Here is a 24,639-nt window from a genome sequence, read left to right on the forward strand (position 1 = left end):
TGTCGGGCTGACAGGATTTGAACCTGCGACCCCTACACCCCCAGTGTAGTGCGCTACCAAACTGCGCCACAGCCCGCCGCTGCCCGTCTCCGGGCAACACCGATACCTTACAACAGTGTGATCTTCGGAGAATAATCCGCAGGTCAGGAAACGTCTCCGGCGGAGTAGCACCAGCGCCGGTCCGAACCGCGGACGAAACGGGACCGCTCCCGCTGGGAACCGGCGACCTGGCCCTTGTAGAAGGCCTCGAACTCGACCTCGCCGGCGTCGTCAAGCAAACCACCCGCGGAGACGTCCAGTATGTCGAGACGGTAGAAACGCACGGGCGATTCCGAGAGGTCGAGGGTCTCCGGGCGGGTCAGGGGATCCCACGTCCGGAGGAGGTAATCGGTGTTGCCGGTGGCGAACGCCGTGAAACGGGAGCGCATGAGTGTCTCGGCGGTGGGGGCGGGCTCGCCGGCGTGGTATCGGCCGCAGCAGTCGCCGTACGTCAGGCCGGTACCGCAGGGGCAGCGGGAATGAGGGTCCATAGTTGGGCAAGTGTAGGTCGAAGGGTCCCGGGGGCCCTGATCTAAGCTGGTCCCCACCGATTCACCCGAGCAGATCTGAGGTTGGTTACGTGGGAGCATTCGACTGGTTCTGGAAGGCGCTCGGCGCGCAGTCCGAGCGCAACGACACCAGGTCCAAGCAGGTGGTGACCCGGGCGGAGGACCTGCTCAGCGAGCTGTCCGCGCTGGACGACGCCACGCTGGCCCAGCGCGCCCGGGCACTGGCCGTCGACGGGGAGATCACCGACAAGTCCGAGTTCCTGGCGATCCTCAGCGTCGCCGCCACCCGCACGCTGGACATGACCCCGTTCACCGTCCAGTCCCAGGCGGTGCTGCGCCTGCTGGAGGGCGATGTCATCCAGATGGCCACCGGCGAGGGCAAGACTCTCGCCGGCGCCATGGCCGCGACGGGTTTCGCGCTGACGGGCAAACGGGTCCATGTCATCACCGTGAACAACTACCTCGCCGGGCGTGACGCCGAGTGGATGAGCCCCCTGGTGTCGTTCTTCGGGCTCTCGGTCGCGGCCGTCACGGAGAAGATGAGTGCGGACGAGCGGCGCGAGGCGTACCTCTGCGACGTGGTCTACGCCCCGGTCAACGAGATCGGCTTCGACCTGCTGCGCGACAACCAGATCACCGACCGCTCCCAGCAGGTCCAGGCACCGGGCGACGTGGCCCTCGTCGATGAGGCGGACTCCGTGCTGGTCGACGAGGCGCTGGTCCCCCTGGTGCTCGCCGGCTCGGTGGCGGGTTCGCAATCCACCGGTGAGATCACCGCCGCTGTAGGCGCGCTGAAGGAGGGCCGGCACTTCACGGTGGACGGGGACCGTCGTAACGTGTTCCTCACCGACTCCGGTGCTGCCGAGATCGAACGACGCCTCGGGATCGACTCGCTGTATGACGGCGAGCACGCCGGCAACGTCCTCGTCCGGGTCAACTTGGCCCTGCACGCCCGCGCGCTGCTCATCCGCGACATCCACTACATCGTCGACGACGGCAAACTCGCACTCATCGACGCCTCCCGCGGCCGGGTCGCCGACCTGCAGCGCTGGCCGGACGGGCTGCAGGCCGCGGTCGAGGCCAAGGAGGGCCTGACGGTCTCCGACGGCGGGCGCATCCTCGATCAGATCACCCTGCAGGCGCTCATGAGCCGCTACCCGGCCATCTGCGGCATGACGGGCACGGCGGTGGAGGCGGTCAACCAGCTGCGGGAGTTCTACGGGCTGCGGGTCTCCGTCATCGACCGCAACCGTGAGCTCGCGCGTATCGACGAGGACGATCTGGTTTACGCGGGGGTCGCGGAGAAGAACGTCGCGCTCGTCGAGCGCATCGCGGCGATCCATGAGACGGGACAGCCGATCCTCGTGGGCACGCACGACGTCGCTGAGTCGGAGTACCTCGCGGAGGCGCTGCGCGCCCGGGACATCGAGGTCGCCGTGCTCAACGCCAAGAACGACGAGGAGGAGGCGGGCATCATCGCCCACGCCGGCGAGCGCGGCCGGGTCACCGTGTCCACGCAGATGGCCGGGCGAGGAACCGACATCCGCCTGGCCGACGGGGTGGCCGAGCTCGGGGGACTGGCGGTGTTGGGCACCTCCCGCCACCGCACCGCCCGGCTGGACAATCAGCTCCGTGGCCGCGCCGGTCGCCAGGGTGACCCCGGGCTGTCCATCTTCTTTGTCAGCCTGGAGGACGATGTTGTCGTCACCGGCCGGGGAGACATCGCCGTCTCCGCGCAGCCGGAGGAGGACGGGCAGATCCCCACGAGGAAGATCCGTGAGTTCGTCGAGCACTGCCAGCGGGTGACCGAGGGCCAACTGCTCACCATCCACGCCCAGACCTGGAAGTACAACAAACTCCTGGCGGACCAGCGCATCATCCTCGACGAGCGCCGCGCCGCGCTGCTGGACACGGACAGGGCGGTACAGGAGCTCAGTGCCCGCGCGCCGGAGCGGGCCGCAGAACTCGCGGGGCTTCCGCCCGAAGCCCTCGCCCACGCGGCGCGGCAGATCATGCTCTTCCATCTGGACGACGAGTGGGCGGAGCACCTGGCGCTCATGGACGACGTGCGCGAGTCCATCCACCTCCGGGCGATCGCCAAGGAGACGCCGATCGACGAGTACCACCGCATCGCGGTCCGCGAGTTCAAGGACCTCGCGCAGCGCGCAGTGGACAAGTCGGTGGACACGTTCCGCATCGCGCGCATCACCGCCGAGGGCGTGGAACTGGGCGAGGGGCTGGCGCGTCCGTCGGCCACGTGGACGTACATGGTCTCGGACAATCCGCTGTCCGGCGGGGGCAGCGGTGCCCTGGCGACGATGGAGAGCTTTTTCAGTTAACGTGCGCCTACCGGGCCTTTTGGCCGCGCGGGTGTGATGGCGGCGACGCGCCGCAGGCGCGGGTCAGGTAAGTCGCTATGATAGGGACAGTCAAACTTCGCCCCACTCGGAGGTAATGAAAATGAGTGAAAACAACGGCACCCCGGAGACCCAGGTAGAGACCACATCGGTCTTCCGCTCTGATCTCCTCAAGGACGCTGAATCCAGTGCGCAACCCGCAGCTCCCGCGTCCGACGGATCTGAGAATCTCCCCGAGGGCCAGGCCCTGCTGGTGGTCAAGCGTGGCCCCAACGCAGGCGCTCGTTTCCTCCTCGACCAGGCGTCGACCAGCGCCGGCCGCCACCCGGAGGCGGACATCTTCCTCGACGACGTGACCGTGTCGCGTCGTCACGCGGAATTCCGCATCAACGACGGCGAGTTCGAGGTCGTGGACGTGGGATCGCTCAACGGCACCTACATCAACCGCGAGCCGCGTAACTCGCAGGTGCTCACCAGCGGCGACGAGATCCAGATCGGCAAGTTCCGCCTGGTGTTCCTCACCGCCGAGAAGTAGAGCTCCCTGCCGCAGTCGTCCGGGCCCGCTCACCCAGCGGGCCCGGACTTCCCGCAGCATCAGGGGGTCAATCCGACCCCCGACCCCCGTCCCCGAGCGAAGAAAATGATCGACATCCAGTGAGTGCAGTACGCAAGACGCAGCCGGCCCGGCCCAGCGCAAAGACCATGTCCATCGGTGTGGTGCTCGAGCGACTCCGGGCCGAGTTTCCCGATGTCGCCGTGTCCAAGATCCGGTTCCTGGAATCGGAGGGCCTGATCACGCCGCAGCGTACGGCCTCCGGTTACCGCCGGTTCACCGACGACGATGTCGAGCGTCTGCGCTACATCCTGGTGACTCAGCGGGACAACTACCTGCCCCTGAAGGTCATCCGCGAACAGCTCGAGGCCATGGATTCCGGGCAGGTCCGCGCGCTGGGCTCGGTCGGGGAGACCGATCCGATCATCTCCCCGGAGAAGTTCCGCCGGCCGGCGAAGACCAGGCTCTCCGAGTCCGATGTCGCGGAGCAGGCCCACTGCGAGGCCGGCGACGTGACCGCGCTCGCGGCCAGCGGCATCATCACGGCCGACGCCTCCGGTTTCTTCACCGCGGATGACGTGCGTGTCGTCAGTACCGCGCTCTCGCTGCAGGAGTTCGGTTTCTCCGCCCCGCAGCTCAAGCGCCTGCGCACGGCCGCCGAGCGGCAGGCCGACCTCATCGGCCAGTTCGCCGGGCCCGTGGCCCACGGCAAGGATGACTCCGCGCGCGAGCGTGCGGAGGAGATGAGCCAGCAGATCTCTGCCCTCGTCGTCTCCCTGCACGCCTCCCTGGTGAAGAACGCCCTGCGTTCCGAGTTCGACGCCTGACCATGGAGAACGCTCTCATCGAGGTCGACTTCCACGGCATCCACATCGTGGGCCCGGAAGGCTTCACCTGCGCCGTTCTGGTGTGGCGCGAGGAGAACCGCATCATCCCGCTGTGGCTCTCGCCCATCGACGCCGCCGAGCTCGGCGACCGCTCGCTCGACGAGGGATCCGAACGCCGTCGTCCCGGCACACGCGACGTCCTCGCGGATGTGCTCTCGCGTTTCGACGGCGGTGTCGAGCAACTCGCGTTGACCAGCTATTTCGAGGGTGTCTTCATCGGCGAGATCACCACCACGGGAGGCGAGCAGTTCGATGCCCGCCCCAGTGACATCCTCATCCTCTCGGAGATCCTCGACCTGCCGGTGCTCGTCGCCGAGGACGTGCTGACCCAGGCGTCACTGCATGTCAACGAGGCGGAGCTGGGGGAGTACCTCGACATCGAACTGTCCGACGAGTCGGCCGACGTCGAAGACGCCCCGGAGGTGACCTCGGAGGTCGACGACGAGTTCCGTCGCATGCTCCAGGAGATGGGGATGGAGGAGCCCGGTGAGACGGATGACTCCGGAAGTGACAGGGGCGAAGACCGCACCTAAAGTTAAAGTTGAGGTTGATGGTTCGGCGTGTCGGGCAGCCTGCCCTTGACGTTGGCCTACCCTTGGCATTTAATGACACATACGTGTCGGTTCGGTTAAACCCCATCGGAGTAATTACGTGAGCAGCTTCAACGACGAGGATCGCACCGCCGATTCGCAGGACTTCATCCAGGAATCCCTCTTCGACATCGGACCCGGTGACGAAGTGGGCTACCGCGTGCCCATTGCCTGCCAGGTCGCCGGCATCACGTACCGTCAGCTCGACTACTGGGCACGCACCGACCTGGTGAAGCCGTCAATCCGCAACGCCCGCGGCTCCGGCTCCCAGCGTCTGTACTCGTTCCGCGACATCCTCGTCCTGAAGATCGTCAAACGCCTCCTCGACACCGGCATCTCCCTGCAGAACATCCGCCTCGCGGTCGACAGCCTGCGCAACCGCGGCGTCAACGACATGGCCGAGATCACCCTGGTCTCGGACGGCACCACCGTCTACGAGTGCCGCTCCGCCGAAGAGGTCATCGACCTACTCGGCGGCGGCCAGGGTGTCTTCGGCATCGCCGTCCCGGGCATCATGAAGGAACTGACCGGCACCATCGCCTCGTTCCCGTCGGAGCGTATCGACGCCGACGACCACGTCATCAGCCTCGACGATCTCGCTGCCCGCCGGGCTCGCCGCACCAGCTGACTCACCCCGCACTGCGCAAAGCCCCGCCACCCTCCTGCTCACGGGGGTAGCGGGGCTTGGTCGTTTCCCAGCCCCTACAGCCCGGCGGCCGCGCGGACGGCGCCGTCCACCGCCGTAGCATCGGGCGCGGCGGTGAAGCTGTCGGCCTCTTGCTCGATCACCGCATCGGGCTGCCCCGGGCCGACGTGCACGACGGACAGCGAGACGTTGCGCCGGTCGATGCCGGCCAGGGCGCTGCGGAACTGCTCGTCGCTGAGGTCCTCGCGGGTGCCCGTGGTCACCAGGACCACGTTCGCCCGGGACCCGGTGGCCGCGGCCTGATCCGCGGCGTTGCCCAGCGCGGCCAGCAGCGAGGACCGGGTCTGTGGCTCGCCGCCGAGGCCGAAGCGCTGAACGGCCGCGTCGAGGTCCGCGCCGGCGGAGGTGTAGGTGATGTTGGTGCGCCAGCCCTGCGTGACTCCGGGGTTCTGCGGCGAGGAGTAGTTCCACAGGCCGACCTGGGACCCCGCGCCGGTGGCATCAAGCGACGCCGAGCCGATGGCGTGTGCGGATGCGTCGTAGAAGGGCGCCATTGCCTGAGAGGTGTCCAGCAGGAACAGCACGTTCGCGGCAGGGCCCGTGGCACCGGGGTCATCGGCGTCCACCGTGGGGGAGGCTTCGGGACCGTCGTAGACCGACCGCGCCCACTGGGTGATCTCCGCCGCGGCAGCCGTCTGCTGTTCGGAGACGTCTCCGGTGGCCGCGAGAGGATGGGCGTAGTAGACGAGCTCGGTGTCGTCGATACGCGAAAACTGGCTGCCCTCCGGCACGCGGTCCTCCGCGGTGGCGGTCCACAAAGACCCCGGGTTGTCCTTGAGGGGGCCGGTGACTCCCAGCGCGTCCGCGACCAGCGCGGAAGCCTCCGGCTGTTCGGAAACGGGGAACGACACCGTCGCGGGGTCAAGCTCCGCGGGATTCACCGTCGACTGACCTGCCAGGCCCACCGCCGTCGACGCGACCGGGGTGGCGGCACCGTCGAGGGAACGGCCCGAGTCGGACACCAGCCGGTCGGTCTCCGGCGACTGGGGAGCCACGAGCACCGCGGCCTGGTCCACGGAGTCGACGAACTCGACGTTGATGCAGTCCTTGGTCTCCCCGCCGTCCCATTGCGAGGCCAGCAACCGGCCCAGCTCGGGGTCGGTGGCGGCGACGGGCACGAGCGTGCAGTCCTCTCCGGCCGCGGTAGCGGGAGGTTGCTCGCCGCCGCGTGGGGTCCACCACCACACACCCACGAGGATCAGGGCGAGGAGAACCAGGACTGCAGTGAGGGCGAGGACCGGGTTCACTCCTGCGGAGGTGGACGGTGTGCTGCTGGAATGACGACCCATTCGAAACGACCTTTCGCGCGCTCGGTGACTAACCCGTCAGCGTAGCGTTCCGGGCGGCGTCGACCAGCGCGACAAGCCGGGCCCGCAGGGGTTCGGCACGTTCGGCCAACGCCCGCTGGCGGCGCACGTATTCCGCCTTGCCCTCGGGGGTCTCGATGCACACGGCGCCGAAACCGAGCGCGCGGCAGTCATAGGGCGAGGCCTCCATGTCGAGGATCCGCGCGTCGAGGGCCAGGTCGAAGGTCTCCAGAAACAGCTCTCCGGGGACCAGCGGGCCGAGCTTCGCCGCCCATTTGTACAGGTCCATCGTGGCGTGCACGCAGCCGGGCTGATCCCGCTGGGGCTGATCCTCCCTGGTGAGCACGGTGAGGTTCAACGGGCGGGCCGGAGGGGTGAAGAAGCGGTAGGCGTCGAAGTGGGTGCACTTGAGACGGTGGGAACGCACCACCTCATCGGTGTCCTCCGGGCTGAGACGCAGCGGAAGATCGTGGCGGATGTCTCGGCCCTGATAGACCATCGCCCACTCGTGGAGGCCGAAGCAGTCGAATTGGGCTGCATTGGTGGCGCTGGTGGCCATGAGATCACGCATGTAGGTCAGCGAGCTGCCGCGGCGGAACCAGAACTCGGCGAGGTCGACGGAGACGAAGTCCCCGTCGCGCATGTAGTTGCGCCACTGCGGGTGCGGCGCGAGACCGTCGGGGTCGTGCAGGGAGTCCTCCACCCCGGGGTGCCAGCGGCGCAGGTGAGCCGGGCGGACGGGGTAGTACTCGAAGAGGAAGTCGTAGACCGGATGTTTGGTGTGGTGCTGCCGACGCTCGAGGTGGGCGGACGTGCGCAGATCCACCTCGGCCTCGTGGTGCGCCTGCCGGCGCAGCCAGTCATCCGGCTCGAGAATCATCGCTGACGCTGCCGGCTTCCCCGGTGGGTGGACTTCTTCGCCGAGCCGGGGCGGCCCGGGCGCCCGGGTCGGCCACCCTGGGCGGGTTTCTTCTGCTGCGGCTGGCCGGGAGGGGGCAGCGGGGCACCGTGGAACTCGCGAGCGCCGGTGATGTCGGCCAGTTCGGAGGAATCCGGGGTGACCCTCACCTCGGTGGCCTCGACACCGGCCTTGCGCATGAGCTGGGCGACATCCTTGCGCTGTTCGTCCATGACGAGGGTGACCACGGTGCCGGAGGTGCCGGCGCGAGCGGTACGGCCCGCTCGGTGCAGGTAGGCCTTGTGCTCGGACGGGGGATCCAGGTGGACGACGAGCGAGACGTCGTTGATGTCGATGCCGCGTGCCGCGATATCGGTGGCCACGAGAACCGGCAGCGAGCCGTCACCGAACCCGGTGATGGCCCGGGTGCGGGCACCCTGGGACTTGTCGCCGTGGATGCCCTCGGCGTTGATGCCTAGGCGGCGCAGCTTCTTCACCTGGCGGTCCACGCCGTGTTTGGTGCGCATGAACATGATGGTCTTGCCCTCGCGGGCGGCGATGCGCTCGACAACCTCGCCGCGGCTGTCCCGGTCGCCGACGAGCAGCCGGTAGTGGGTCATGGTGTCCACGGCGCCGCCGACCGGCGCGGTGGAGTGGGTCACGGGATTGTTCATGTACCGGTCGACGAGCTTCTGCACGTCACCGTCCAGGGTCGCCGAGAAGAGCAGTCGCTGCCCACCGCGGGGCGTCGCATCCAGCAGCTTGCGCACCTGGGGGAGAAAGCCCATGTCGGCCATGTGGTCGGCCTCGTCGACCGCGGTGATCTCCACCGCGGAGAAGTCGAGTTTGCGCTGGTTGAGCAGGTCCTGCGCGCGACCCGGCGTGGCCACGAGGATGTCCACGGGCGATGCCAGGGAGCGGATCTGGTTGTTGATGTTCACGCCACCAACGACCTCAATGACACGGAGGCCGAGGGCGGCGGCGGGATCGTCGAGACGCTCCCTGATCTGGGCGGCCAGCTCACGGGTGGGCGAGAGGATCAGGCCGCGCGGGCGGCCGGGGCGCGAGGCGCCCGAGTTGGACAGGCGGGCGAGCATGGGCAGGCCGAAGGTGAAGGTCTTTCCGGAACCCGTTGGCCCACGTCCCAGGACGTCTTTGCCGGAGAGGGCGTCGGGGATGGCCGCTTCCTGGATGGGGAAGGGCTCGGTGATGCCCTGTCGGTCGAGCACCTGAACGATGCCGCGCGGGAGGCCGAGGTCGGCGAAGGAAGTCATTGGTATGACTCTAGCCGTCGCCCGCCTCCCCGGGGAAACGAGCCGGGCAGGCGGGCGTCGAGAAGCGATCCTTTGCTAGACCTGGATCTCCTTGCGGTCACCGGACCACACGGTGTGGAAGGTGCCCTCCTTGTCGATGCGCTGGTAGGTGTGCGCGCCGAAGAAGTCACGCTGGCTCTGGATGATCGCGGCCGGGAGGCGCTCCGCGCACAGGGAGTCGTAGTACGCCAGCGAGGAGGTGAACACCGGGGCGGGCAGTCCCAGCTGGGTGGCGTAGACGACGACGTTGCGCCACGGATCGATGAGATCACCGAGCTCGCCGTTGAAGTACGGGTCGAGCAGCAGGGAGGGCAGCTCCGCGTTGTTGTCGTAGGCCTCCACGATGCGGTTGAGGAACTTGGCGCGGATGATGCAGCCGCCGCGCCAGATGGTGGCCAGGTCGCGGGGGTCGACGCCCCAGTTGTGCTCCTCGGAGCCGGCCTTGATCTCGTCGAAACCCTGGGCGTAAGCGACCAGCTTGGAGGCGTAGAGTGCGCGACGCACCTCGTCGATGAACTCGTCCCTGTTCAGGCCCAGATCGGCGAAGGTCTTCAGGGTGCCGGTGGGCAGGTTGCCCTGGGCGGCCTTGCGCTGGCCGAGGGAGGAGGAGAGCGCGCGGGCGAAGACGGCCTCGCCGATGCCGGTGGTGGGGATGCCCAGGTCGAGGGCCTCCTTGACCGTCCAGCGGCCGGTGCCCTTCTGGCCGGCGGCGTCGAGGATCACGTCAACGAGCGGCTTGCCGGTCTCCTCGTCGACCTGGCGCAGCACCTCGGCGGTGATCTCGATGAGGTAGGACTCCAGGTCACCGCGGTTCCACTCGGCGAAGATCTCCGCGATCTCCGCGGGCTCCAGGCCGGCGCCGAAGCGCAGCAGCTGGTAGGCCTCGCCGATGACCTGCATGTCGGCATACTCGATGCCGTTGTGCACCATCTTGACAAAGTGCCCCGCGCCGTCCGGGCCGATGTGGGTCACGCAGGGGGTGCCGCCGACGTTGGCCGCGATGGACTCGAGCAGGGGACCAAGGGTGTCCCAGGACTCCTTGGGGCCGCCCGGCATGATCGACGGGCCGTTGAGCGCACCCTCCTCGCCGCCGGAGATGCCCGCACCGACGAAGTGGCGGCCGCGCTCGGCCATCTCGGCCTCGCGGCGGATGGTGTCGGTGAACAGCGCATTGCCGCCGTCGATGATGATGTCGCCCTCGTCCATGGCGTCGGCGAGCTGGTTGATCACCGCGTCCGTGGCGGTGCCGGCCTGGACCATGATGATGGCCTTGCGCGGGCGCTCGAGGGAGGCAACGAACTCCTCCACGGTCTTCGACGGGATGAAGTTGCCGGTCTCACCGAAGTCGGAGATCAGCTTGTCCGTCTTGTCCGTGGAGCGGTTGTACACCGCTACGGTGTGTCCGCGGGAGGCGAAATTGCGGGCGAGGTTGGAGCCCATGACGGCCAAACCCACGACACCGATCTGTGCGAGATTCTCATTCTGAGTGTCACTGTTAGTCATGGGGCCCAGCCTACGTGCTTTCCCCGGCAAACTTCCGCGAATTGCGGCACGAAGATATGATCAAACAATTTTTTCGAGACTGGGGCTACAGTCGGGCGCATGGATTTCATGGAGGCGCTTCTCGCCGCGGCAAAAGAGCCGATCAACCAACAGACGCTGGACCAGTTCAATGAGGCAGCCCAGGGCATTGATGGCCTACTGGGGTTGCGGTACACCCACGTCTCCAACGGGCTGGTGCGCTCCGAGCTGCCGGTGAAGCCGCACCTGTTCCAGCCCGCGGGCATGGTCAACGGGGGAGTCTTCGCCACCATGGCGGAGTCCGCCGGCTCCATCGCCAGCATGGTGGCCGCGGGCGCGCCGGTCGTGGGGGTGAACAATTCCACGGACTTCATCGGCGCGGTGCGCAGCGGCACCATCCAGGCCGAGGCCACGCCGATCCAGGTCGGCCGGCGCACGCACCTGTGGCAGATCGAGATGACCCGGGAGGGCAAGCTCGTGGCCCGGACCGTGCTGCGCACGATGCCGGTGAGCATGCCCAGCTAGAGCCAGCTAGCACCGGCTAGAGCCAGCCGTTGCGGCGGAACCAGTACCAGAGCCCGGCGATGATGCCCACGATGACCGCGAGGGTGATGAAGTAGCCGTAGCGGTAGTGCAGCTCCGGCATGTTGTCGAAGTTCATGCCGTAGATACCCGCGATGAGGGTCGGTACCGCGGCCATTCCGACAAAGGCGGAGATGGCCCTCATGTCCTGGTTCTGCTGGAGGGTGATCTTGGCGACGGACGCGTCGATGAGCGAGGCGAGTCGCTGATCGAAACCAGCGATCCGGTCCCGGACCGACAGCTCGGTGTCCTGGACGTCGCGGAAGTAGGAGCGCACCTGCTTGGGAATGAGGTCCTTGTGGTCACGCAGCAGGGTGGCCAGCGCCTCGCTCAACGGGTCGGTGGCATGGCGCATCTCCAGGATCTCCCGGCGGAACAGGTAGATCCTGTCGATGCTGATCTTTGAACCGGGCGTGAACACCTCGTCCTCGAGCTCGTCCACCTCGCCCTCGAGCAGGCCGGTGACATGCACATACTGGTCGACGAGCACGTCGGAGATGCGCCAGGCCACCGAGATCGGCCCCGCGGCGAACATCCTCGGTTCCGTGTCCATCTCCGCGAAGATGTTGGGCAGGCTGGCCCCGTGGCGGATGGTGATGATGAACTTCGGCCCCACCACCATCTGCACGTCGCCCGTGGTGATCACCTCGCGGGTGTCGGCGACCTCCTCGTCGTCGGTGAACTGCACGGCGCGGACGACGAGGAACAGCTGGTTGTCGTAGCGTTCGATCTTGGGCCGCTGATGCCGGGAGGACGCGTCCTCGGCGATGAGCCGGTGGATGCCGAACTCCTCGGCCACTCGCTCCATCTGGGTCGCGGAAGGATCATTGAGCGCGAGCCAGACGAACCCGTTCTCGTGCTCCGTGACCTCACGCAGCGCGGAGGCCGTGTGGTACTCGCCCGGCATGCGTTTGCCGTCGACGATGATGCGGCAGTGCTCAATGGCGCGTTCGAGTGGCACGTTGAACTTCGGGGCGCGGCCCTTGGGCTCCATGTGACTCCTTAGTGAATCCTCGGTGAAATTGTCCTCTAGGCTTGGCCGTATGGCCACGTGGAAAGAAGTAACCGCAGCTAACCCCGCTCACTCGGAAAACTATGCCAGACGCTGGAAAATCATGGAGGCTCAGGGCCAGGACATCCACGGCGAGGCACGGCTTATCGACGCCCTGTCCGAACGAGGTTCCCGGATCCTCGACGCCGGTTGCGGAACCGGTCGCCTCGGAGGTTATCTGCTGCGCCAGGGACACACCGTGGTGGGCACGGACGTCGACCCGGTGCTCATCGGGCACGCTGAGGCCGCCTTCCCGGAAGGCACCTGGTACGTGGGCGACCTGTCGGAGGATCCCGTCGCAGAGTCGGGATTCGATCTCGCCGTGTCCGCGGGAAACGTCATGGGCTTTCTCGCCGAGGACGGCCGACTGTCCGCGCTGAAGAACATCCGGGAATCGCTCCGCAACGACGGGCGGTTCATCGTCGGGTTCGGGGCGGGACGTGGCTGGGGATTCGATAACTTCCTCGAGCTCGCCTTCGAGGCGGGTTTTGCGGTGGACAACACCTTCGAGAGCTGGGATCTCCAACCCTTCGACGACGAGTCGACCTTCCTCGTGGCGTTCCTGCGCGCGGTCTGATCCAGTGAAAACCCCGCCCGCGCCGGTGATCGGCGGGGACGGGGATTTTAAGGGGAGAGCCTGCTAGCGGGCGTCGTCCCCGAACGCACTCTTCCACTGCTTCGAGGTGACCTCGAGGTTGGATCGGTCGGGAGAGAGAACGTTGATGCCCGTGTTGAGGACCGTGAACACGCGGTTGCGCACGCCCGGCAGGAACGCGAGGTGCACGCCGAGCCACATGACCCAGCCGGCGAACCCGGTGACCTCGACCTTGCCCATTTTCACCACGGCGGCGAAGCGGGAGACGATGGCCATGGAGCCCTTGTCGAAGTAGTCGAACGCCTCGCGCTGCTCCGGCGACTGCTCGCCGGAAACTTCCTTGGCCAGGTTCTTGGCCACGTACGCGCCACCCTGGATGGCGGTCTGGGCGACGCCCGGGAGGCGGTCCGGGTGGCCCATCATGTCACCGATGACAAAGACGTTCTTCAGCTCACCGACGGAGAGATCCGGGTTGACGGGGACACGACCGGCGCGGTCGGCCTCGACGCCGGCCTGGTCGGCGATCATCTTGCCCAGGGGAGAGGCGGCGACGCCGGCGGACCAGATCTTGAACGGCGCCTGGATGGTGTGCTCGGTGTCGTCCTTGGTGGACTTGTAGGTCACGGAATCGGCGTCGATGTTGGTGACCATGGCGTTGAGCTTGACGATGACGCCGTTCTTCTCCAGGTTGCGCTGGGCGTTGCGGCCCAGGCGCTTGCCGAAGGGCGGCAGGACCTGAGCCATGCCGTCGAGCAGGTAGATGCGCGCCGCGGAGGAGTTGAAGTGGGAGAACTCGTTCTTCAGGGTGCGGTTGGCCATCTCGGCGAGCTGGCCGGCGAGCTCGACGCCGGTCGGGCCTGCGCCCACGATGACGAAGGTGAGCAGGCGCTCGCGCTCGGCGGGATCCTCGGTGAGCTCGGCCTGCTCGAAGGCGTTGATGACCCGTGCGCGGATGTGCAGCGCGTCATCGATGGTCTTCATGCCGGGGGCGAACTCGGCGAAGTGGTCGTTGCCGAAGTAGGACTGGCCGGCACCGGCCGCGACGACGAGGGAGTCGTAGGAGAAGGTGCGGGACTTCTCGCCGAGCTCGGCGGTGACGGTCTGTGCGGAGACGTCGATGTCCGTCACGTTGCCCTGCACGATGTCCACGTTGTCCTGACGGCGCAGGTACTGACGGGTCTGGGGAGCAACTTCGCCGGGGGAGAGGATGCCGGTGGCCACCTGGTACAGCAGCGGCGGGAACAGGTGGTGGTTGGTGCGGTCGATAAGGGTGATGTCGACGTCGGCACCGTGCAGTTCGCGGACCGCGGACATGCCGCCGATTCCGGAGCCGATGACGACCACGTGGTGTCGGTCGCCCGACGGACGGTACGGGGTTTCGGTCATGGTGATTGGCACTTCCTCAAAAAAATTTGGTCACTGATGTTCTCAACCCTGGTCATACTAGTACCTTGTCGTGATATCGGCGGGGTCGCGTCGGAGAGCCTGGCCGGAAACGCCCGGACCACGCACTAACCTTGCCCGGGTGAGTGCGAATCATCTCGACGTCATCGACGGGAATGCCTGGCCCGCCGTGGCGGAGCTGCCCCGCCCGGTCCTGGGGGCCGTGCGTTCGCGCGCCGCGGAAGCACAGTTCGCCTCCGCGCTGAGCAAGGCCGGGCTCACCGCCTCCCGCGACGGCGACCTCACCGTGATCCACGAGGGTCTGTTCGCCCGCCTGTCCGCTGCCGGGTGGACCGGTCTCGCCGAATCTTTCTTGGCCGGTGAATGGCGGTCCGCGGACCTCACCGCGGTCCTGGCGGCCTTCATCGACAGTGGCTTCCGGCCCCGCACGCCGAAGATCAGCCCGGACTTCAGCGGCGTGGGGGAGTTGCCCCCGGACCTGGTCCGGCTCTTCGCCGGGGACGGCATGAGCGCGAACGCGGGGGTCTTCGCCTCGGCGGTGCCCACGACCGTGCGCGAGGCCGTGCCCAGTTATGTTCCGGGCGCTGGCCGGGGACGCGAGCCCGGGCATCATTTCGTGGATGTCTGCACGTTTGCGCCCCCCGTACTCGCCGAGCGGGCGGATCTGGGGGACGCACAGCACCGGGCGGCCGAGTTACTTCTCGACGCGGCCGGTGTGCGCACCGGGACGCATGTGCTCGAATTCCCCTCCAGCGGCGGCGCGGTCGCCGTGGCAGCGGCGCTGCGGAAGGCGGCCGTCGATACGCTCACCGGGGACGTGGACCTGGCCGCGGCCGTCAAGGAGCGGCTGACCCTGGCCGGGGTGGGGGATTCGGTGCAGACCGTGGTGCGCGACTCTGTGCTAACCGGGGCGAAGGACTGGCGCTCGCGCTACGACGCCGTCGTCTCCGTGGAGAAACTGGAGACCGTGTCCCCGGCGCAGCGCGTGGACATGATCCGGGGGATCGACCGCATGCTGGAGATCGGCGGGCGGGCCGCCATTCAGATCACAGTCGCGACGGAGAAGATGAGCCCGGCTGCCCGGGACGCGCTCAGGGTGCTCACGCACTACATCTGGCCCGGGCTGGATTACCCCACGATGACACAGCTGCACCAGCTGGTGGACCGGAATTCGGGGCTGCGGATCGTTGCGCAGACGCACGTGGGAACGCATGCGCAGTTGAGCCTGGAGTTCCAGGCCTCACTGTTCGACGGCCACAAACGCGAGGCCGCCGCGGAGGGTTTCGATGCCGTCTACCGGCGCCTGTGGGACTACCAGTTCGCGCTGCGCCGCGCACTGTTCTCCCTGGGAATGCTCGACACCGTCCAGATCGAACTCACGCACCGCAACCGGGGCGGGCGGCGCTAGAGCCGGCCTAGCCCTCGACGTTGAAGAACCAGTGCGTGCCGAACTTGTCCTGCAGCGCACCGAAGGACGCACCCCATGGGGCGGTCTCGAAGGGCATCTCGATCTTTCCGCCCTCGGCCAGCGCGTCCCAGTAGCCGCGGGCCTCGTCCAGGGAGTCCGCTGCACCGGTGACGGCGATCGGGGTGTCCTCGCCCGCGGTGATCTCCATGCCACCGATGAAGTCGGCCGCGTAGAGGAGGGGAGTGCCGTCGACGATGATGTGCGCGTGCATGACCTTGTCGCCGTTGTCGCCGATCTCCTCGGGCGAGTGCATGGCACCGAAGTTCATGATCTCGATGTCACCACCGAAAATGCCGTGGTAGAACTCCATGGCCTCGCGGGCGGTTCCGGGGAAACGACGGTAGGGGGTCACGTGTGTTTTCATAACTCCGCAGCCTACCCGCGGGTGATACTCGATACTATGGGCCGCATGACTGATAAACAGCCCACCGGCCAATCACTCGCCACCACCGACGGCGCCCTCATCCAGCTCTCGCGCAGCATCGCGCATCCCGTGGACAGGGTCTGGGAGTTCCTCACCGACTCTGACCAGCTCGGACGTTGGTACGGAACGTACACCGGCGAGCCGGGCAGCGGGGAAGTGTCACTGACGTTCGTGGAATCGCCCGACCAGGAGGGAAAGGTGCGTATCGACGACTGTTCGCCCTCCGAGCGCCTCGCCGTGACCCTGCTGGATGCTCCCGGTGGCGACTGGACCCTGGCCGTGGCTCTGGAGGCGGACGGCGATGAGGCTACGTCGCTGACCTTCACCCAGACGCTGTCCGACTTCAGCGGTGCCGGTGACATCGGCCCCGGTTGGGAGTACTACCTGGATCGTCTCGAGGCCGTTCTCGACGACCGCGATGCGGATTCCGTGGAGTGGGCTTGGTTCCACCCGGCGATGGTGGAGCAATACTCGGTCAACCCGAGCTGATTGTGACGGCCGGTTCTCTTTGAGAGGCGTGCGCCCGGGGCGCCGCCTTTTGGAGGGGAAGGGCCGGGGAGTCTGAAATGACATAATGTACATTATCGGACAACTGGGCGGATAGGGTTTTGCGTCATTCTCAATCAATTCTCAGGACCGTGTTGCCAGACTCTACTTCAGACGATCCGCCAGTTTGGTAACAAGCCTCAATAGCTCAGACTGCTCGTCAGCGCTCAGCGCTGCCATTAACTCGCGCTCCACACGAACGTGAGCAGGCAATGCAGCTTCGAGCGCTGACCGGCCGCTCTCAGTCAAAGCCAACAACTTCACCCGGGCATCAGATCCTGAAACCTCGGTGCGAACCAGGCCCCGATCCTCAAGGCTGGCCAAACGTGCGCTCATGCCACCCTTCGACATGAACATGGCGTCCCGCAAACGTGCCGCCGAGCACGGGATATCCATCCTGAAAAGGCTCGCGAGGATATCGAAGTCTCCTTTCTTGAGTGCACTTTGCCGATGCACCTCATCGAGTCGCCGCTCACCGGCAGCCGTAACGGAATTCAACCGCACGATCAATTCCATTCGGCACACGTCGGATTCGGGCAACACGTCAAGCCACCTACGCATCGACGGGTTGACCGGCGGTTTCGACGCGTTCGGAATGCTCCGTTCATTTTCAGACATGCGATTACCTAACCACCTATTGCGGGAAGAATCTAACTGTGCTTCAATCCTCATCACGGTGCTAGTTCGATATCGAACCATATGGAGGAAACGTGATTTTTGCACAACCTGAAACCATCGGAGACCCCGACGACCCCCAAAGTTTGGCGGTGAGACTGATTGCCGATTCGTCCGACACTGGAGGGGTTGCCAGCGTCGAGCAAGTACAGCTTCCCGCAGGCGCGCCCGGTGCACCCCCACACCTCCACAAGCTGAGCTCCGAGATCTTCTATGTCCTGAATGGGAAACTCGACATGCTCATTCAAGACAAAATAGTCCGAATCTCCGCGGGCGAGCTGGCTGTTGTCCCCGAAATGACGACCCACGCGTTTGGCGCCGTAAAGGGCGTTCCTGCAGAAGTTCTCATCACGATCACACCAGGTGTGGACCGGTTCGAATATTTCCGCGTCCTCGAACGGATCGAACGTGGCGATGTTGCCCCTACGAGCCTTTCGCAGCGCCAGGCAGAATTCGACACCTACTTTTGCTACTCACCGAAGTGGAATGAATTTCGATCCCGCAATGAATAGGAGCACAGGTTAGCGCCACCCGTGCCCCCTCTTTCTGGCCCTGGTCCGATAGGAATCACGATCCTCGGAGGGGTTCTCCGTTAGGCCTATTAACGTCACCGTGATGTTAATAGGCCTAACCGGCGCATGCTGCTATCTCAGGACCCGGTGAAGTTTGTTCAGTATATAGAGATGCTCCTGCGCGTCTGCGGGACCACCCCGCCACCAGCCTCCGGCAGTGACTAGGTCGCGAACAGACTGTCCGTATAGCTGAGGACCTCGTCCAGCCGATCCGCGTACTCGTCAATCTCCCCGAACCCTCGCGCCCGGTTCAGCGACACAGCACGATCCGCGACATCCCGCGCCAGCTGATGTCTGCCGTACAGGCGGAACTGAAGCATCGAGGTGGCGAGCATTCTCCCGCCCCGCATGTCCAGATAGTCCTCCAGGTGGGAGTCGACAAATTCCGGCAGGTCAAGTTCTTGGGCAAACCTATCGATGCGCGAACTCAGTTCCGTAAGGCCTGCAACATTGATGTGCGTGGGCGAGGTGAGTATCGGAAAGAATGTGCCTGAACCGTCGTTGAGGCCCAGCAGGAGCTCCTTCCAGATCTGGTTGGGGCTCCATATCGGGACGACATAACGTGAACTCTCACCGAGGTGCTGCTTTGTCCACTGTCCCAGCTGCTCATTACCGACCTTGATGTCGGGCATGACGGTGTAATCACCCGGGGTGTGGGCATAGCTGGCGTAGGTGACCGTCATCTCGACGAAAAACCGGGCATAACCTTTGGAGAAGGTGGCAGAATCCTTGCGTGGTTTCCGCCAGCCGAGCTCTTCCAGCAGCCCCCGATGGACCTCTCCCCGGTGCACATCCTGGTAAGAGATCATTGGGCAGACCTGTCGATCAGGAGGCTTCCCCGTGCCGGTACGCCGCCACGAGTTGCCATGCGGTCAGCAGAACCAGCAGCGCGGCGATGCCGGCGATGAGCCACATCTTCTGCACCGCCACGAAGATTCCGAAGACGATGACGACGACCAGGCGCAGCCACAGGGCGATCTTCATCAGTGGTCCTTACGGAAGCTCAGCCGGAGGTCGATGGTTCCCTCATCGGCGATTTTCGCGGCGATCATCTCGGGTGATTCCACCCCATAGTCGTTGCGGTCGATGACGGGGCTTCCGGAGATCACGATGGAATCGCCGTCGCGAAGCGCGTCGAAGGTATGGGTGATCTCGTGGGTGTGGCCCTTGATGGTCAGATCACCCGTGAGTTCCACGGGGACGGCGGTGCCGTCGTCGGGCACGTGGGACACGTCGACGGGATCGGTGATGTGGAAGGCCGCGGTGGGAAACCTCGAGGTCTCGAAGAGTTTGTTGCGCACGCTCTCGTCGCGCACGTCCCGGTCGGTGACGACGTTGGTCATGTCGACGATGATCTCGCCCGCGGTGATCTGGCCTTCCTCCACGACGACGGAACCGGAGACGCCCTGGGTGGAGCCCGAGGTGGAACGCTCCTCATTAGGCAGGATCTCGTCGAAGGTGAAACCCACGGACGAGGTGTTGGGCGGGGTGCCCGGGGTGACCTGCCAGGTGCCGTTGATGTCGGTGGTGGCGGGCTCTGCGTCCGAGGCGTCCAGCGGACCCGTCTTCACACCTGGTCCGGCGATGGCCGCCCAGAGAACGGGCACCAGTGCGACCGCAGCCAGCAGCACGATGAGCACCACGCCGACGGTGATGACGATTTTCGGGTTGACTCGTGACTTCTTCATCTGGATCCTCTAGGTCCTCAACTTCTCGATTTGCCTGGCCAGGGCCACCAGCTCCGTGCACAGCTCCCGGATCTCGTCCGCCCGGGCACCTTCCTCGGCCGCCGTGGCGATGTCTTCGGCCGCGCAGCGCAGCTCGAAAAGATCGTCTCCCAGGGCTCTCACCTTGTCCGGCTTCATGATAACCGCGTCCGCCGAAATCCCCGTCCCCGTCAGCTGCCGACGCTGCTCATAGGCTCGCTGGCGGCACGAGGGGCGGCAGAATTTCCGCGGTCGGCCGCGTCCCCCCTGCGGAATTTCCCTGCCGCACCATGCGCAGGTCGCGTGTTTGTCGTCCACTCCCCCACCATAACCCATGGCGGGGGAACAAATTGGCGGCACCGGTCGTTATACTGTGGCAGACATAAATACCCCCAATTGAAAGGGATGATCACGCATGGCAGACCGCGTACTCCGTGGCAGCCGCATGGGTGCCGTCAGTTACGAGACGGATCGTGACCACGACCTCGCTCCGCGTCAGATGGTCAAGTACCGCACCCCGGACGGCGAGATCTTCGACGTCCCCTTCGCTGACGACGCCGAGATTCCCGTCGAATGGCTGTGCAAGAACGGCCAGGTAGGCACCCTCATCGAGGGCGAGGGGGTCGAGTCCAAGGCGGTCAAGCCGCCGCGCACCCACTGGGACATGCTCCGTGAGCGCCGCTCCCTCGAGGAGCTCGATGTCCTGCTCGAGGAGCGCCTGGACATCCTGCGCAAGCGTCGTCGCAGCGCGGCCCGTCTGCTCAAGGAGCAGCAGGAGGAGCAGGCGAACAGCTAGTTCCCCGCTTATCAACGAAAAGACCGGCCCCCGCACATCGCTGGGGCCGGTCTCTTTGTGTGCCCGGTTAGCGCTTAAGGCCCTCGAGCTCGTGCTTGCCCAGGGAGATCATCTCGCCAGCGAAGTCGCGGGCGTAGGCCGCGCGCTCGCGGATCCGCGCGGGCAGACGATCGAGTCCTGCGGTGTGCGCCTCGTGGGCGGCGAGCTTGCCCATCTCCTCGGCGAAGTTCTTGGCCTGGGTGGCGCGGTGCGCCACGCCCCACTTGGTCACCTCGAGGAGGGAATCCTTGACGAAGGACCCGTCCAGCTTGGACTCCCCCAGCGTGCGCTCGGTGAAGGTGATCGGGACCTCACGCACGTCGAAGCTCTGCTCCCAGGCCTTGAACGCGAGATGGACCTGGAAGATGTACCCGGCGGTGGACAGCTCGTTGAGGTCGAGAGCCTCGAGGACCTCGCGGCGGATCGCCCGGTAGCCGGCGGTCATGTCGGTGAGGCCGGTGCCCAGGGCGGCACCGATGTAGAGGTTGCCACCCCGGGAGAGCAGGAAACGGTTCTTCGGCCAGTTGACCACCTCGCCGCCGTCGACGTAACGCGAGCCGATGACCAGGTCGGCCCCATCGTCGATCTGGTCCAGCAGGCGCTGCAGCTGCTCCGGGGCGTGGGAGCCGTCGGCGTCCATCTGCACCAGCACGTCGTAGCCCTCGTCCAGGCCCCAGCGGAATCCCGCCAGGTACGCGCCGAGCAGCCCGTCCTTGGTGGTGCGGTGCAGGACATGGACGGTGTCGTGCTCGGCAGCCAGCTCGTCGGCCTTGTCGCCGGTGCCGTCGGGGCTGTTGTCGTCGACGACGAGGACGTGCGCCGACGGCGTCGATTCGAGGACCCGGCGCACAATGATGGGCAGGTTCTCGATCTCGTTGTACGTCGGGATGATCACCAGGGTGTTGTCGCTTGGGTTAGCCATGCTCTCGTTTCCTATTTGCGGGACCGGGTGGTCGCCAGAGCGGCCACGGTGAAGACGACACCCATAATAGTCAGAGCCCACTGGATCATTGCGCCGAGCGTCGCCGCAGGCGTCACGGTGTCCTTGAGCGGGAGTGTCTCGGTCAGCGCGGCCGGCTCGAAGATCTCCGACTGCTGGGAGACGGAGCCGTCCGGATGCACGATCGCCGACACTCCGGACGTCGCCGCGATGACCACGGCGCGGTCCGTCTCAATGGCGCGCATCCTGCTCATGGCGAGCTGCTGATAGGTCATGTCGCTGAAGCCGAAGGTGGCGTTGTTTGTCGGGGTGACCAGGATCTGCGCGCCGTTGGCGATGGACGTGCGGTAGGCGTCGTCCTTGATCACCTCGAAGCAGGTGGCCACGCCGACCGTGACATCGTTCATGGTGACGGTGAAGTTCCCGTCCCCCGGACTGAAATCGCTGGCCAGGTCCACCATGTCGGTGAACTTGCGGAAGAAGTCTCGCATGGGCATGTACTCGCCAAAGGGCTGGAGGTAGACCTTACGGTGGTACTCCCCCGCGCCGTCCTCCGGGTCGAAGACCTGCATGGTGTTGTAGTAGCCGGCCTCATCGGTGGTGATCGTGCCCACGAGGACCGGTGCCCCGACGGCCGCCACGGCCTCGTTGATGAGCTGTGCGGCCTGCCGATCCTGGAAGGGATTGACATCGGAGGAGTTCTCCGGCCAGATCACCAGGTCAGGACGTTCGCCACGAGCGGCCAGCTCTTCGGTCACCCGCACGTGGTTGGACAGCACCGCACGCCGCTGGGCGTTGAAGTCAAGGCCGAGGCGCGGCACATTGCCCTGGATCGCGGCGACATTGACCTCACCGGTGTTGGGAGAGCTCCCCAGGCCAGCGATGATGCCCAGCCCCAGCGGGGCGATGATTCCGAGGGCGCCGGCGACCCGCAGGCCCGCCGGCGTGGGGCGGTGAAGCAGGCTGAGAGCGAGCGCGCACAATGCCGTGCCTGCGAGGGCGGCGGCGAAGGTCACCAGGGCGGGACCGCCCCAGGAAGAGAGCTCGGCGAGTGGCCCGTTCACCTGACCCCACGCCAGGCGCACCCAGGCGAAACCGCCGAAGGGCACGGAGCTGCGCAGGTGTTCGACGGCGACATAGAGCAACGGGAAGGCGAGGAATCCCCACTTCCACCGGGCAATCGCTGCCCCGCCGACGCCGGTGAGGATGGCGTAGAGGGCACAACTGGCGGCCAGCGCCACGTAGGGGAAGGTGCCCACCAGCTCGCCGATCCAGGGCAGGGCGAACAGGTACATGACCAGGGCGTGCACGAAACCGATGAGGGCGCCCCGGCGGAGAGAGGGGCGCCGGAACCCCAGAGTGAAATAGAGCAGCCCAATCCCGATGATGGCCGCGGGCCACCAGCCGATGGGTTCATAGGAGGCGTAGGCGAGCCAGCCCGAAGCGGCCGCCAACACTAGCTGGATGAGAAGGGTCACGGGCGGAGTTCCTCGGGATCCTCGTCAATGACGAAGTGGCCGTAGTTGGTGTGGTTCTGCGACATCGGCGACCGGGTGTACATCCGGGTGCCAAAGCTCTCCACCGACTTGGTCACCTGGGCAGCGACAAACTTCCGCAGCAGCGCGCGGGTCGGGGGGAAGATGAACAGCAGTCCGACGACGCCGGTGACAAATCCCGGCGTGGCGGCGAGCAGGGTGCCCACCATGATGAGCCCGAGCTCACCGGCGATCTTTCCGGCGCTGACCTGCCCGCTCCCAGCGGCACTGCTGCCTCCCTCCTGAGCCTCCTGAGCAGCCTGGGCCGCCTTTCCCGTCACCGAGCGCAACTGGCTCAATCCGAAGAGTCCACCGACGATCATGAGACCGAAGAAGGCGAGCAACGCCCAACCGACCCCGATCCAGGTGGCAACCAGGTAGAACACGACGGCTTCGAGGGCGATATAGGCAACTACTAGAGCAAACGGCATGGCTGCCACCTTAGCGGAGGTGGCCAAGCAGCCAGGCGGAGTCGTCGGGAAGCCACTGGAAATACGGGGCGAAGTGGTTGAGCCCGGTCCGGCCTGGGATCCGGCGCAGTTCCCGCGCATGCCACTCAGCGCTGGGCCAGGCCTGGTGAAGCTTATCGATCATCGGGAAGGGAATGACGTCATCATGAATCGATCCCCACAGCCGAACCGGGACGTCGGGGTCGTGGGCTCCGAGACGGCGACGGCCTATTTCTGCGCTGGTGGCTGGGAGTTCGTCGATAAGCTCCCCCAGTGGCCTGCCCGAGGCGGTCCACGTCGAGGTGTGGTGCCAACCCGAGGTCAGCAGGGAGCCGCCGGAGCAGGTGGCCAGGTTGTCGTCGAGTTGCTTCAGCCCGCGAGGGGTAAGCTGTCCGGCGATTTCTGCGTGGATGTCCTCGTCAGAGACCATGAGGCCGGCGACGGTGTAGGCGATGACCCCGGAGACGAGGGAGCCGTCGACGTGGTCGACGACGTCGTCGAGACGCGCCGGCGGAGCACCGACCACGGCCGCCGCCGGCTTCTCTCCCGCCCCGTGTTCGAGGTAGGCGCCCACGGCCCCGCCGCCCTGTGAGAAGCCCCACAGCCCGAGCGTGCCACCCGCGCCGAGGCACCGGGCGACGGTGACGGCGTCGGCCAACGCGTTCGCGCCGGCGAGGTGGTCGCAGTAGAGCTGGACGTTATGCACGGGGTCACGTGGATAGTCGATGAGCACCACGTCCGCGCCCGCGTCGAGGAACCAGTTGATGGAGGGCTGCTCGTAGGCGGCGATGAAGTCCGGCGGCCAGAAGCCGCGCAGTCCAACGGAACAGCTGTAGGAGGGATTGCAGTGCCGGGCCACGCCCTGTGTCGACGGCGCGAAACCGACCAACGGACCCGGGCGGCCGGAGCGAAAGAGCGCGCCGCTGGCCACGAGCCCCTGCCCGCGGGAGTCGGTGGTGACGTAATCGAAGCTGGTGGCCTGCTGCCGCCCGCGCAGCCCGACCGCGGGGATCGGCCAGGAGCGCAACAGTGTGCCCGCGTCGGCGCCGGGGGCGTAGGACTCCGGCGGGCGTTGCGGAAGGTAGCCGCGGAACAGGCCCGCAAAGGTGTCGGCCGCGATGGGGCCCAGGGTCGACGCTAATCGACGCCCCGAACCCGCGTGGTAGGTAACCATGCG

28 protein-coding genes and 1 tRNA gene are annotated in these 24,639 nt (G+C 66.2%); 11 read left to right on the plus strand and 18 right to left on the minus strand.

What is annotated here, in order from left to right:
• Nucleotides 1-2: 2 nt before the first annotated feature.
• Together CDOO_RS06930 and CDOO_RS06935 are read right to left on the minus strand one after the other, a co-directional pair.
• A tRNA-Pro gene (locus tag CDOO_RS06930) sits at nucleotides 3-76 on the minus strand.
• Nucleotides 77-143: 67 nt separating this feature from the next.
• Nucleotides 144-530 carry a YchJ family protein gene (locus CDOO_RS06935; RefSeq protein WP_020384577.1) on the minus strand — a complete coding sequence of 129 codons (387 nt, stop codon included), beginning with the start codon at nucleotides 528-530 and terminating at the stop codon, nucleotides 144-146.
• A gap of 89 nt (nucleotides 531-619) precedes the next feature.
• Between CDOO_RS06935 and secA2 the strand changes: the two genes are divergently transcribed.
• The 5 genes from secA2 to CDOO_RS06960 all read left to right on the plus strand — a co-directional run bounded on the left by secA2 (nucleotide 620) and on the right by CDOO_RS06960 (nucleotide 5,563).
• A complete protein-coding gene (secA2, locus tag CDOO_RS06940) occupies nucleotides 620-2,887 on the plus strand; it encodes an accessory Sec system translocase SecA2 (protein WP_018021611.1) in 2,268 nt (755 codons plus the stop codon).
• A gap of 121 nt (nucleotides 2,888-3,008) precedes the next feature.
• Entirely contained in the window at nucleotides 3,009-3,440 is a 432-nt protein-coding gene (gene odhI / locus CDOO_RS06945) for an oxoglutarate dehydrogenase inhibitor Odhl (protein ID WP_018021612.1), read from the plus strand.
• A 167-nt stretch (nucleotides 3,441-3,607) separates the two neighbouring features.
• On the plus strand, nucleotides 3,608-4,285 hold the full coding sequence (gene ftsR / locus CDOO_RS06950) for a transcriptional regulator FtsR (protein ID WP_018021613.1): 678 nt from the start codon (nucleotides 3,608-3,610) through the stop codon (nucleotides 4,283-4,285).
• A gap of 2 nt (nucleotides 4,286-4,287) precedes the next feature.
• Complete coding sequence (locus CDOO_RS06955; protein WP_018021614.1) at nucleotides 4,288-4,878, plus strand: bifunctional nuclease family protein; 591 nt, start codon at nucleotides 4,288-4,290, stop codon at nucleotides 4,876-4,878.
• A 118-nt stretch (nucleotides 4,879-4,996) separates the two neighbouring features.
• Nucleotides 4,997-5,563 (plus strand): MerR family transcriptional regulator, encoded by a 567-nt coding sequence (locus tag CDOO_RS06960; RefSeq protein WP_018021615.1) that lies wholly within the window; start codon nucleotides 4,997-4,999, stop codon nucleotides 5,561-5,563.
• 74 nt (nucleotides 5,564-5,637) lie between these two features.
• Here CDOO_RS06960 and CDOO_RS13275 read toward each other — a convergent pair whose 3' ends face one another.
• The 4 genes from CDOO_RS13275 to gndA form a co-directional block, all read right to left on the minus strand.
• A complete protein-coding gene (locus CDOO_RS13275) occupies nucleotides 5,638-6,930 on the minus strand; it encodes a vWA domain-containing protein (RefSeq protein ID WP_018021616.1) in 1,293 nt (430 codons plus the stop codon).
• Between the two features lie 28 nt (nucleotides 6,931-6,958).
• Nucleotides 6,959-7,828 carry a hypothetical protein gene (locus CDOO_RS06970; protein ID WP_018021617.1) on the minus strand — a complete coding sequence of 290 codons (870 nt, stop codon included), beginning with the start codon at nucleotides 7,826-7,828 and terminating at the stop codon, nucleotides 6,959-6,961.
• Nucleotides 7,825-9,120: a DEAD/DEAH box helicase gene (locus tag CDOO_RS06975; protein WP_018021618.1), complete on the minus strand. Its 1,296-nt coding sequence runs from the start codon at nucleotides 9,118-9,120 to the stop codon at nucleotides 7,825-7,827. Before CDOO_RS06975 ends, CDOO_RS06970 begins: the two co-directional genes overlap by 4 nt.
• 75 nt (nucleotides 9,121-9,195) lie before the next feature.
• The gene (gene gndA, locus CDOO_RS06980; protein WP_018021619.1) at nucleotides 9,196-10,662 is read right to left on the minus strand and encodes an NADP-dependent phosphogluconate dehydrogenase; all 1,467 of its coding nucleotides are present in this window, start codon (nucleotides 10,660-10,662) and stop codon (nucleotides 9,196-9,198) included.
• 99 nt (nucleotides 10,663-10,761) lie between these two features.
• Between gndA and CDOO_RS06985 the strand changes: the two genes are divergently transcribed.
• Entirely contained in the window at nucleotides 10,762-11,205 is a 444-nt protein-coding gene (locus CDOO_RS06985) for a PaaI family thioesterase (protein ID WP_018021620.1), read from the plus strand.
• A gap of 16 nt (nucleotides 11,206-11,221) precedes the next feature.
• Here the strand turns inward: CDOO_RS06985 and corA are convergent, their stop codons facing one another.
• Nucleotides 11,222-12,256, minus strand: coding sequence for a magnesium/cobalt transporter CorA (gene corA / locus CDOO_RS06990; protein WP_018021621.1), 1,035 nt, complete (start codon nucleotides 12,254-12,256; stop codon nucleotides 11,222-11,224).
• A gap of 49 nt (nucleotides 12,257-12,305) precedes the next feature.
• Between corA and CDOO_RS06995 the strand changes: the two genes are divergently transcribed.
• A complete protein-coding gene (locus tag CDOO_RS06995) occupies nucleotides 12,306-12,890 on the plus strand; it encodes a class I SAM-dependent methyltransferase (protein WP_026159305.1) in 585 nt (194 codons plus the stop codon).
• A 63-nt stretch (nucleotides 12,891-12,953) separates the two neighbouring features.
• Here CDOO_RS06995 and CDOO_RS07000 read toward each other — a convergent pair whose 3' ends face one another.
• Nucleotides 12,954-14,294: an NAD(P)/FAD-dependent oxidoreductase gene (locus CDOO_RS07000; protein WP_018021623.1), complete on the minus strand. Its 1,341-nt coding sequence runs from the start codon at nucleotides 14,292-14,294 to the stop codon at nucleotides 12,954-12,956.
• Between the two features lie 139 nt (nucleotides 14,295-14,433).
• On the opposite strand from CDOO_RS07000, the gene CDOO_RS07005 reads away from it, so the two are divergent.
• Complete coding sequence (locus tag CDOO_RS07005; RefSeq protein ID WP_018021624.1) at nucleotides 14,434-15,720, plus strand: class I SAM-dependent methyltransferase; 1,287 nt, start codon at nucleotides 14,434-14,436, stop codon at nucleotides 15,718-15,720.
• 7 nt (nucleotides 15,721-15,727) lie between these two features.
• Here the strand turns inward: CDOO_RS07005 and CDOO_RS07010 are convergent, their stop codons facing one another.
• Nucleotides 15,728-16,144: a VOC family protein gene (locus CDOO_RS07010; protein WP_026159306.1), complete on the minus strand. Its 417-nt coding sequence runs from the start codon at nucleotides 16,142-16,144 to the stop codon at nucleotides 15,728-15,730.
• A 45-nt stretch (nucleotides 16,145-16,189) separates the two neighbouring features.
• On the opposite strand from CDOO_RS07010, the gene CDOO_RS07015 reads away from it, so the two are divergent.
• Nucleotides 16,190-16,693 (plus strand): SRPBCC domain-containing protein, encoded by a 504-nt coding sequence (locus tag CDOO_RS07015; RefSeq protein ID WP_245616205.1) that lies wholly within the window; start codon nucleotides 16,190-16,192, stop codon nucleotides 16,691-16,693.
• A 162-nt stretch (nucleotides 16,694-16,855) separates the two neighbouring features.
• Here CDOO_RS07015 and CDOO_RS07020 read toward each other — a convergent pair whose 3' ends face one another.
• On the minus strand, nucleotides 16,856-17,368 hold the full coding sequence (locus CDOO_RS07020; RefSeq protein ID WP_162138664.1) for a MarR family winged helix-turn-helix transcriptional regulator: 513 nt from the start codon (nucleotides 17,366-17,368) through the stop codon (nucleotides 16,856-16,858).
• A gap of 92 nt (nucleotides 17,369-17,460) precedes the next feature.
• Here CDOO_RS07020 and CDOO_RS07025 point away from each other — a divergent pair, with 92 nt between their 5' ends.
• Nucleotides 17,461-17,937, plus strand: coding sequence for a cupin domain-containing protein (locus CDOO_RS07025; RefSeq protein ID WP_018021628.1), 477 nt, complete (start codon nucleotides 17,461-17,463; stop codon nucleotides 17,935-17,937).
• A gap of 221 nt (nucleotides 17,938-18,158) precedes the next feature.
• Here CDOO_RS07025 and CDOO_RS07030 read toward each other — a convergent pair whose 3' ends face one another.
• Genes CDOO_RS07030 through CDOO_RS07045 form a run of 4 tightly spaced genes read right to left on the minus strand, consistent with a single transcriptional unit; the run spans nucleotide 18,159 to nucleotide 20,039 of the window.
• Nucleotides 18,159-18,806, minus strand: coding sequence for a hypothetical protein (locus CDOO_RS07030; RefSeq protein WP_018021629.1), 648 nt, complete (start codon nucleotides 18,804-18,806; stop codon nucleotides 18,159-18,161).
• Nucleotides 18,807-18,822: 16 nt separating this feature from the next.
• Nucleotides 18,823-18,981 carry a hypothetical protein gene (locus tag CDOO_RS14095; RefSeq protein WP_018021630.1) on the minus strand — a complete coding sequence of 53 codons (159 nt, stop codon included), beginning with the start codon at nucleotides 18,979-18,981 and terminating at the stop codon, nucleotides 18,823-18,825.
• On the minus strand, nucleotides 18,981-19,685 hold the full coding sequence (locus CDOO_RS07040) for a YceI family protein (RefSeq protein ID WP_018021631.1): 705 nt from the start codon (nucleotides 19,683-19,685) through the stop codon (nucleotides 18,981-18,983). Before CDOO_RS07040 ends, CDOO_RS14095 begins: the two co-directional genes overlap by 1 nt.
• 9 nt (nucleotides 19,686-19,694) lie before the next feature.
• Nucleotides 19,695-20,039, minus strand: coding sequence for a hypothetical protein (locus tag CDOO_RS07045; RefSeq protein ID WP_038573359.1), 345 nt, complete (start codon nucleotides 20,037-20,039; stop codon nucleotides 19,695-19,697).
• A 79-nt stretch (nucleotides 20,040-20,118) separates the two neighbouring features.
• Here CDOO_RS07045 and CDOO_RS07050 point away from each other — a divergent pair, with 79 nt between their 5' ends.
• Nucleotides 20,119-20,499, plus strand: a complete 381-nt coding sequence (locus CDOO_RS07050) for an RNA polymerase-binding protein RbpA (RefSeq protein ID WP_018021633.1) — start codon at nucleotides 20,119-20,121, stop codon at nucleotides 20,497-20,499.
• Between the two features lie 67 nt (nucleotides 20,500-20,566).
• Here the strand turns inward: CDOO_RS07050 and CDOO_RS07055 are convergent, their stop codons facing one another.
• The 4 genes from CDOO_RS07055 to CDOO_RS07070 are packed head-to-tail and all read right to left on the minus strand — an operon-like array spanning nucleotide 20,567 to nucleotide 24,636.
• Nucleotides 20,567-21,460: a polyprenol monophosphomannose synthase gene (locus tag CDOO_RS07055; RefSeq protein ID WP_018021634.1), complete on the minus strand. Its 894-nt coding sequence runs from the start codon at nucleotides 21,458-21,460 to the stop codon at nucleotides 20,567-20,569.
• 11 nt (nucleotides 21,461-21,471) lie between these two features.
• On the minus strand, nucleotides 21,472-22,956 hold the full coding sequence (gene lnt / locus CDOO_RS07060; RefSeq protein ID WP_018021635.1) for an apolipoprotein N-acyltransferase: 1,485 nt from the start codon (nucleotides 22,954-22,956) through the stop codon (nucleotides 21,472-21,474).
• The gene (locus CDOO_RS07065; protein WP_020384580.1) at nucleotides 22,953-23,444 is read right to left on the minus strand and encodes an FxsA family protein; all 492 of its coding nucleotides are present in this window, start codon (nucleotides 23,442-23,444) and stop codon (nucleotides 22,953-22,955) included. The genes lnt and CDOO_RS07065 overlap by 4 nt, the downstream gene beginning before the upstream one ends.
• 10 nt (nucleotides 23,445-23,454) lie before the next feature.
• The gene (locus tag CDOO_RS07070; protein WP_018021637.1) at nucleotides 23,455-24,636 is read right to left on the minus strand and encodes a lipase family protein; all 1,182 of its coding nucleotides are present in this window, start codon (nucleotides 24,634-24,636) and stop codon (nucleotides 23,455-23,457) included.
• Nucleotides 24,637-24,639: the final 3 nt, after the last annotated feature.

It is taken from the genome of Corynebacterium doosanense CAU 212 = DSM 45436 (genome assembly GCF_000767055.1).
Classification (GTDB): Bacteria; Actinomycetota; Actinomycetes; order Mycobacteriales; family Mycobacteriaceae; genus Corynebacterium; species Corynebacterium doosanense.

Excerpts from the sequence above, each read along its gene's own strand:
- CDOO_RS07010 (WP_026159306.1), bottom strand. The coding sequence starts at position 16,144 with ATGAAAACACACGTGACCCCCTACCGTCGTTTCCCCGGAACCGCCCGC.
- ftsR (WP_018021613.1), top strand. The coding sequence starts at position 3,608 with ATGTCCATCGGTGTGGTGCTCGAGCGACTCCGGGCCGAGTTTCCCGAT.
- corA (WP_018021621.1), bottom strand. The coding sequence starts at position 12,256 with ATGGAGCCCAAGGGCCGCGCCCCGAAGTTCAACGTGCCACTCGAACGC.
- CDOO_RS07000 (WP_018021623.1), bottom strand. The coding sequence starts at position 14,294 with ATGACCGAAACCCCGTACCGTCCGTCGGGCGACCGACACCACGTGGTC.
- CDOO_RS07015 (WP_245616205.1), top strand. The coding sequence starts at position 16,190 with ATGACTGATAAACAGCCCACCGGCCAATCACTCGCCACCACCGACGGC.
- CDOO_RS07050 (WP_018021633.1), top strand. The coding sequence starts at position 20,119 with ATGGCAGACCGCGTACTCCGTGGCAGCCGCATGGGTGCCGTCAGTTAC.
- CDOO_RS06975 (WP_018021618.1), bottom strand. The coding sequence starts at position 9,120 with ATGACTTCCTTCGCCGACCTCGGCCTCCCGCGCGGCATCGTTCAGGTG.
- CDOO_RS07020 (WP_162138664.1), bottom strand. The coding sequence starts at position 17,368 with ATGTCTGAAAATGAACGGAGCATTCCGAACGCGTCGAAACCGCCGGTC.
- CDOO_RS06985 (WP_018021620.1), top strand. The coding sequence starts at position 10,762 with ATGGATTTCATGGAGGCGCTTCTCGCCGCGGCAAAAGAGCCGATCAAC.
- gndA (WP_018021619.1), bottom strand. The coding sequence starts at position 10,662 with ATGACTAACAGTGACACTCAGAATGAGAATCTCGCACAGATCGGTGTC.
- odhI (WP_018021612.1), top strand. The coding sequence starts at position 3,009 with ATGAGTGAAAACAACGGCACCCCGGAGACCCAGGTAGAGACCACATCG.
- CDOO_RS07030 (WP_018021629.1), bottom strand. The coding sequence starts at position 18,806 with ATGATCTCTTACCAGGATGTGCACCGGGGAGAGGTCCATCGGGGGCTG.
- CDOO_RS07040 (WP_018021631.1), bottom strand. The coding sequence starts at position 19,685 with ATGAAGAAGTCACGAGTCAACCCGAAAATCGTCATCACCGTCGGCGTG.
- CDOO_RS07055 (WP_018021634.1), bottom strand. The coding sequence starts at position 21,460 with ATGGCTAACCCAAGCGACAACACCCTGGTGATCATCCCGACGTACAAC.
- CDOO_RS13275 (WP_018021616.1), bottom strand. The coding sequence starts at position 6,930 with ATGGGTCGTCATTCCAGCAGCACACCGTCCACCTCCGCAGGAGTGAAC.
- CDOO_RS06935 (WP_020384577.1), bottom strand. The coding sequence starts at position 530 with ATGGACCCTCATTCCCGCTGCCCCTGCGGTACCGGCCTGACGTACGGC.
- CDOO_RS06955 (WP_018021614.1), top strand. The coding sequence starts at position 4,288 with ATGGAGAACGCTCTCATCGAGGTCGACTTCCACGGCATCCACATCGTG.
- CDOO_RS06970 (WP_018021617.1), bottom strand. The coding sequence starts at position 7,828 with ATGATTCTCGAGCCGGATGACTGGCTGCGCCGGCAGGCGCACCACGAG.
- CDOO_RS07065 (WP_020384580.1), bottom strand. The coding sequence starts at position 23,444 with ATGCCGTTTGCTCTAGTAGTTGCCTATATCGCCCTCGAAGCCGTCGTG.
- CDOO_RS14095 (WP_018021630.1), bottom strand. The coding sequence starts at position 18,981 with ATGAAGATCGCCCTGTGGCTGCGCCTGGTCGTCGTCATCGTCTTCGGA.
- CDOO_RS07070 (WP_018021637.1), bottom strand. The coding sequence starts at position 24,636 with ATGGTTACCTACCACGCGGGTTCGGGGCGTCGATTAGCGTCGACCCTG.
- CDOO_RS06995 (WP_026159305.1), top strand. The coding sequence starts at position 12,306 with ATGGCCACGTGGAAAGAAGTAACCGCAGCTAACCCCGCTCACTCGGAA.
- CDOO_RS07045 (WP_038573359.1), bottom strand. The coding sequence starts at position 20,039 with ATGGGTTATGGTGGGGGAGTGGACGACAAACACGCGACCTGCGCATGG.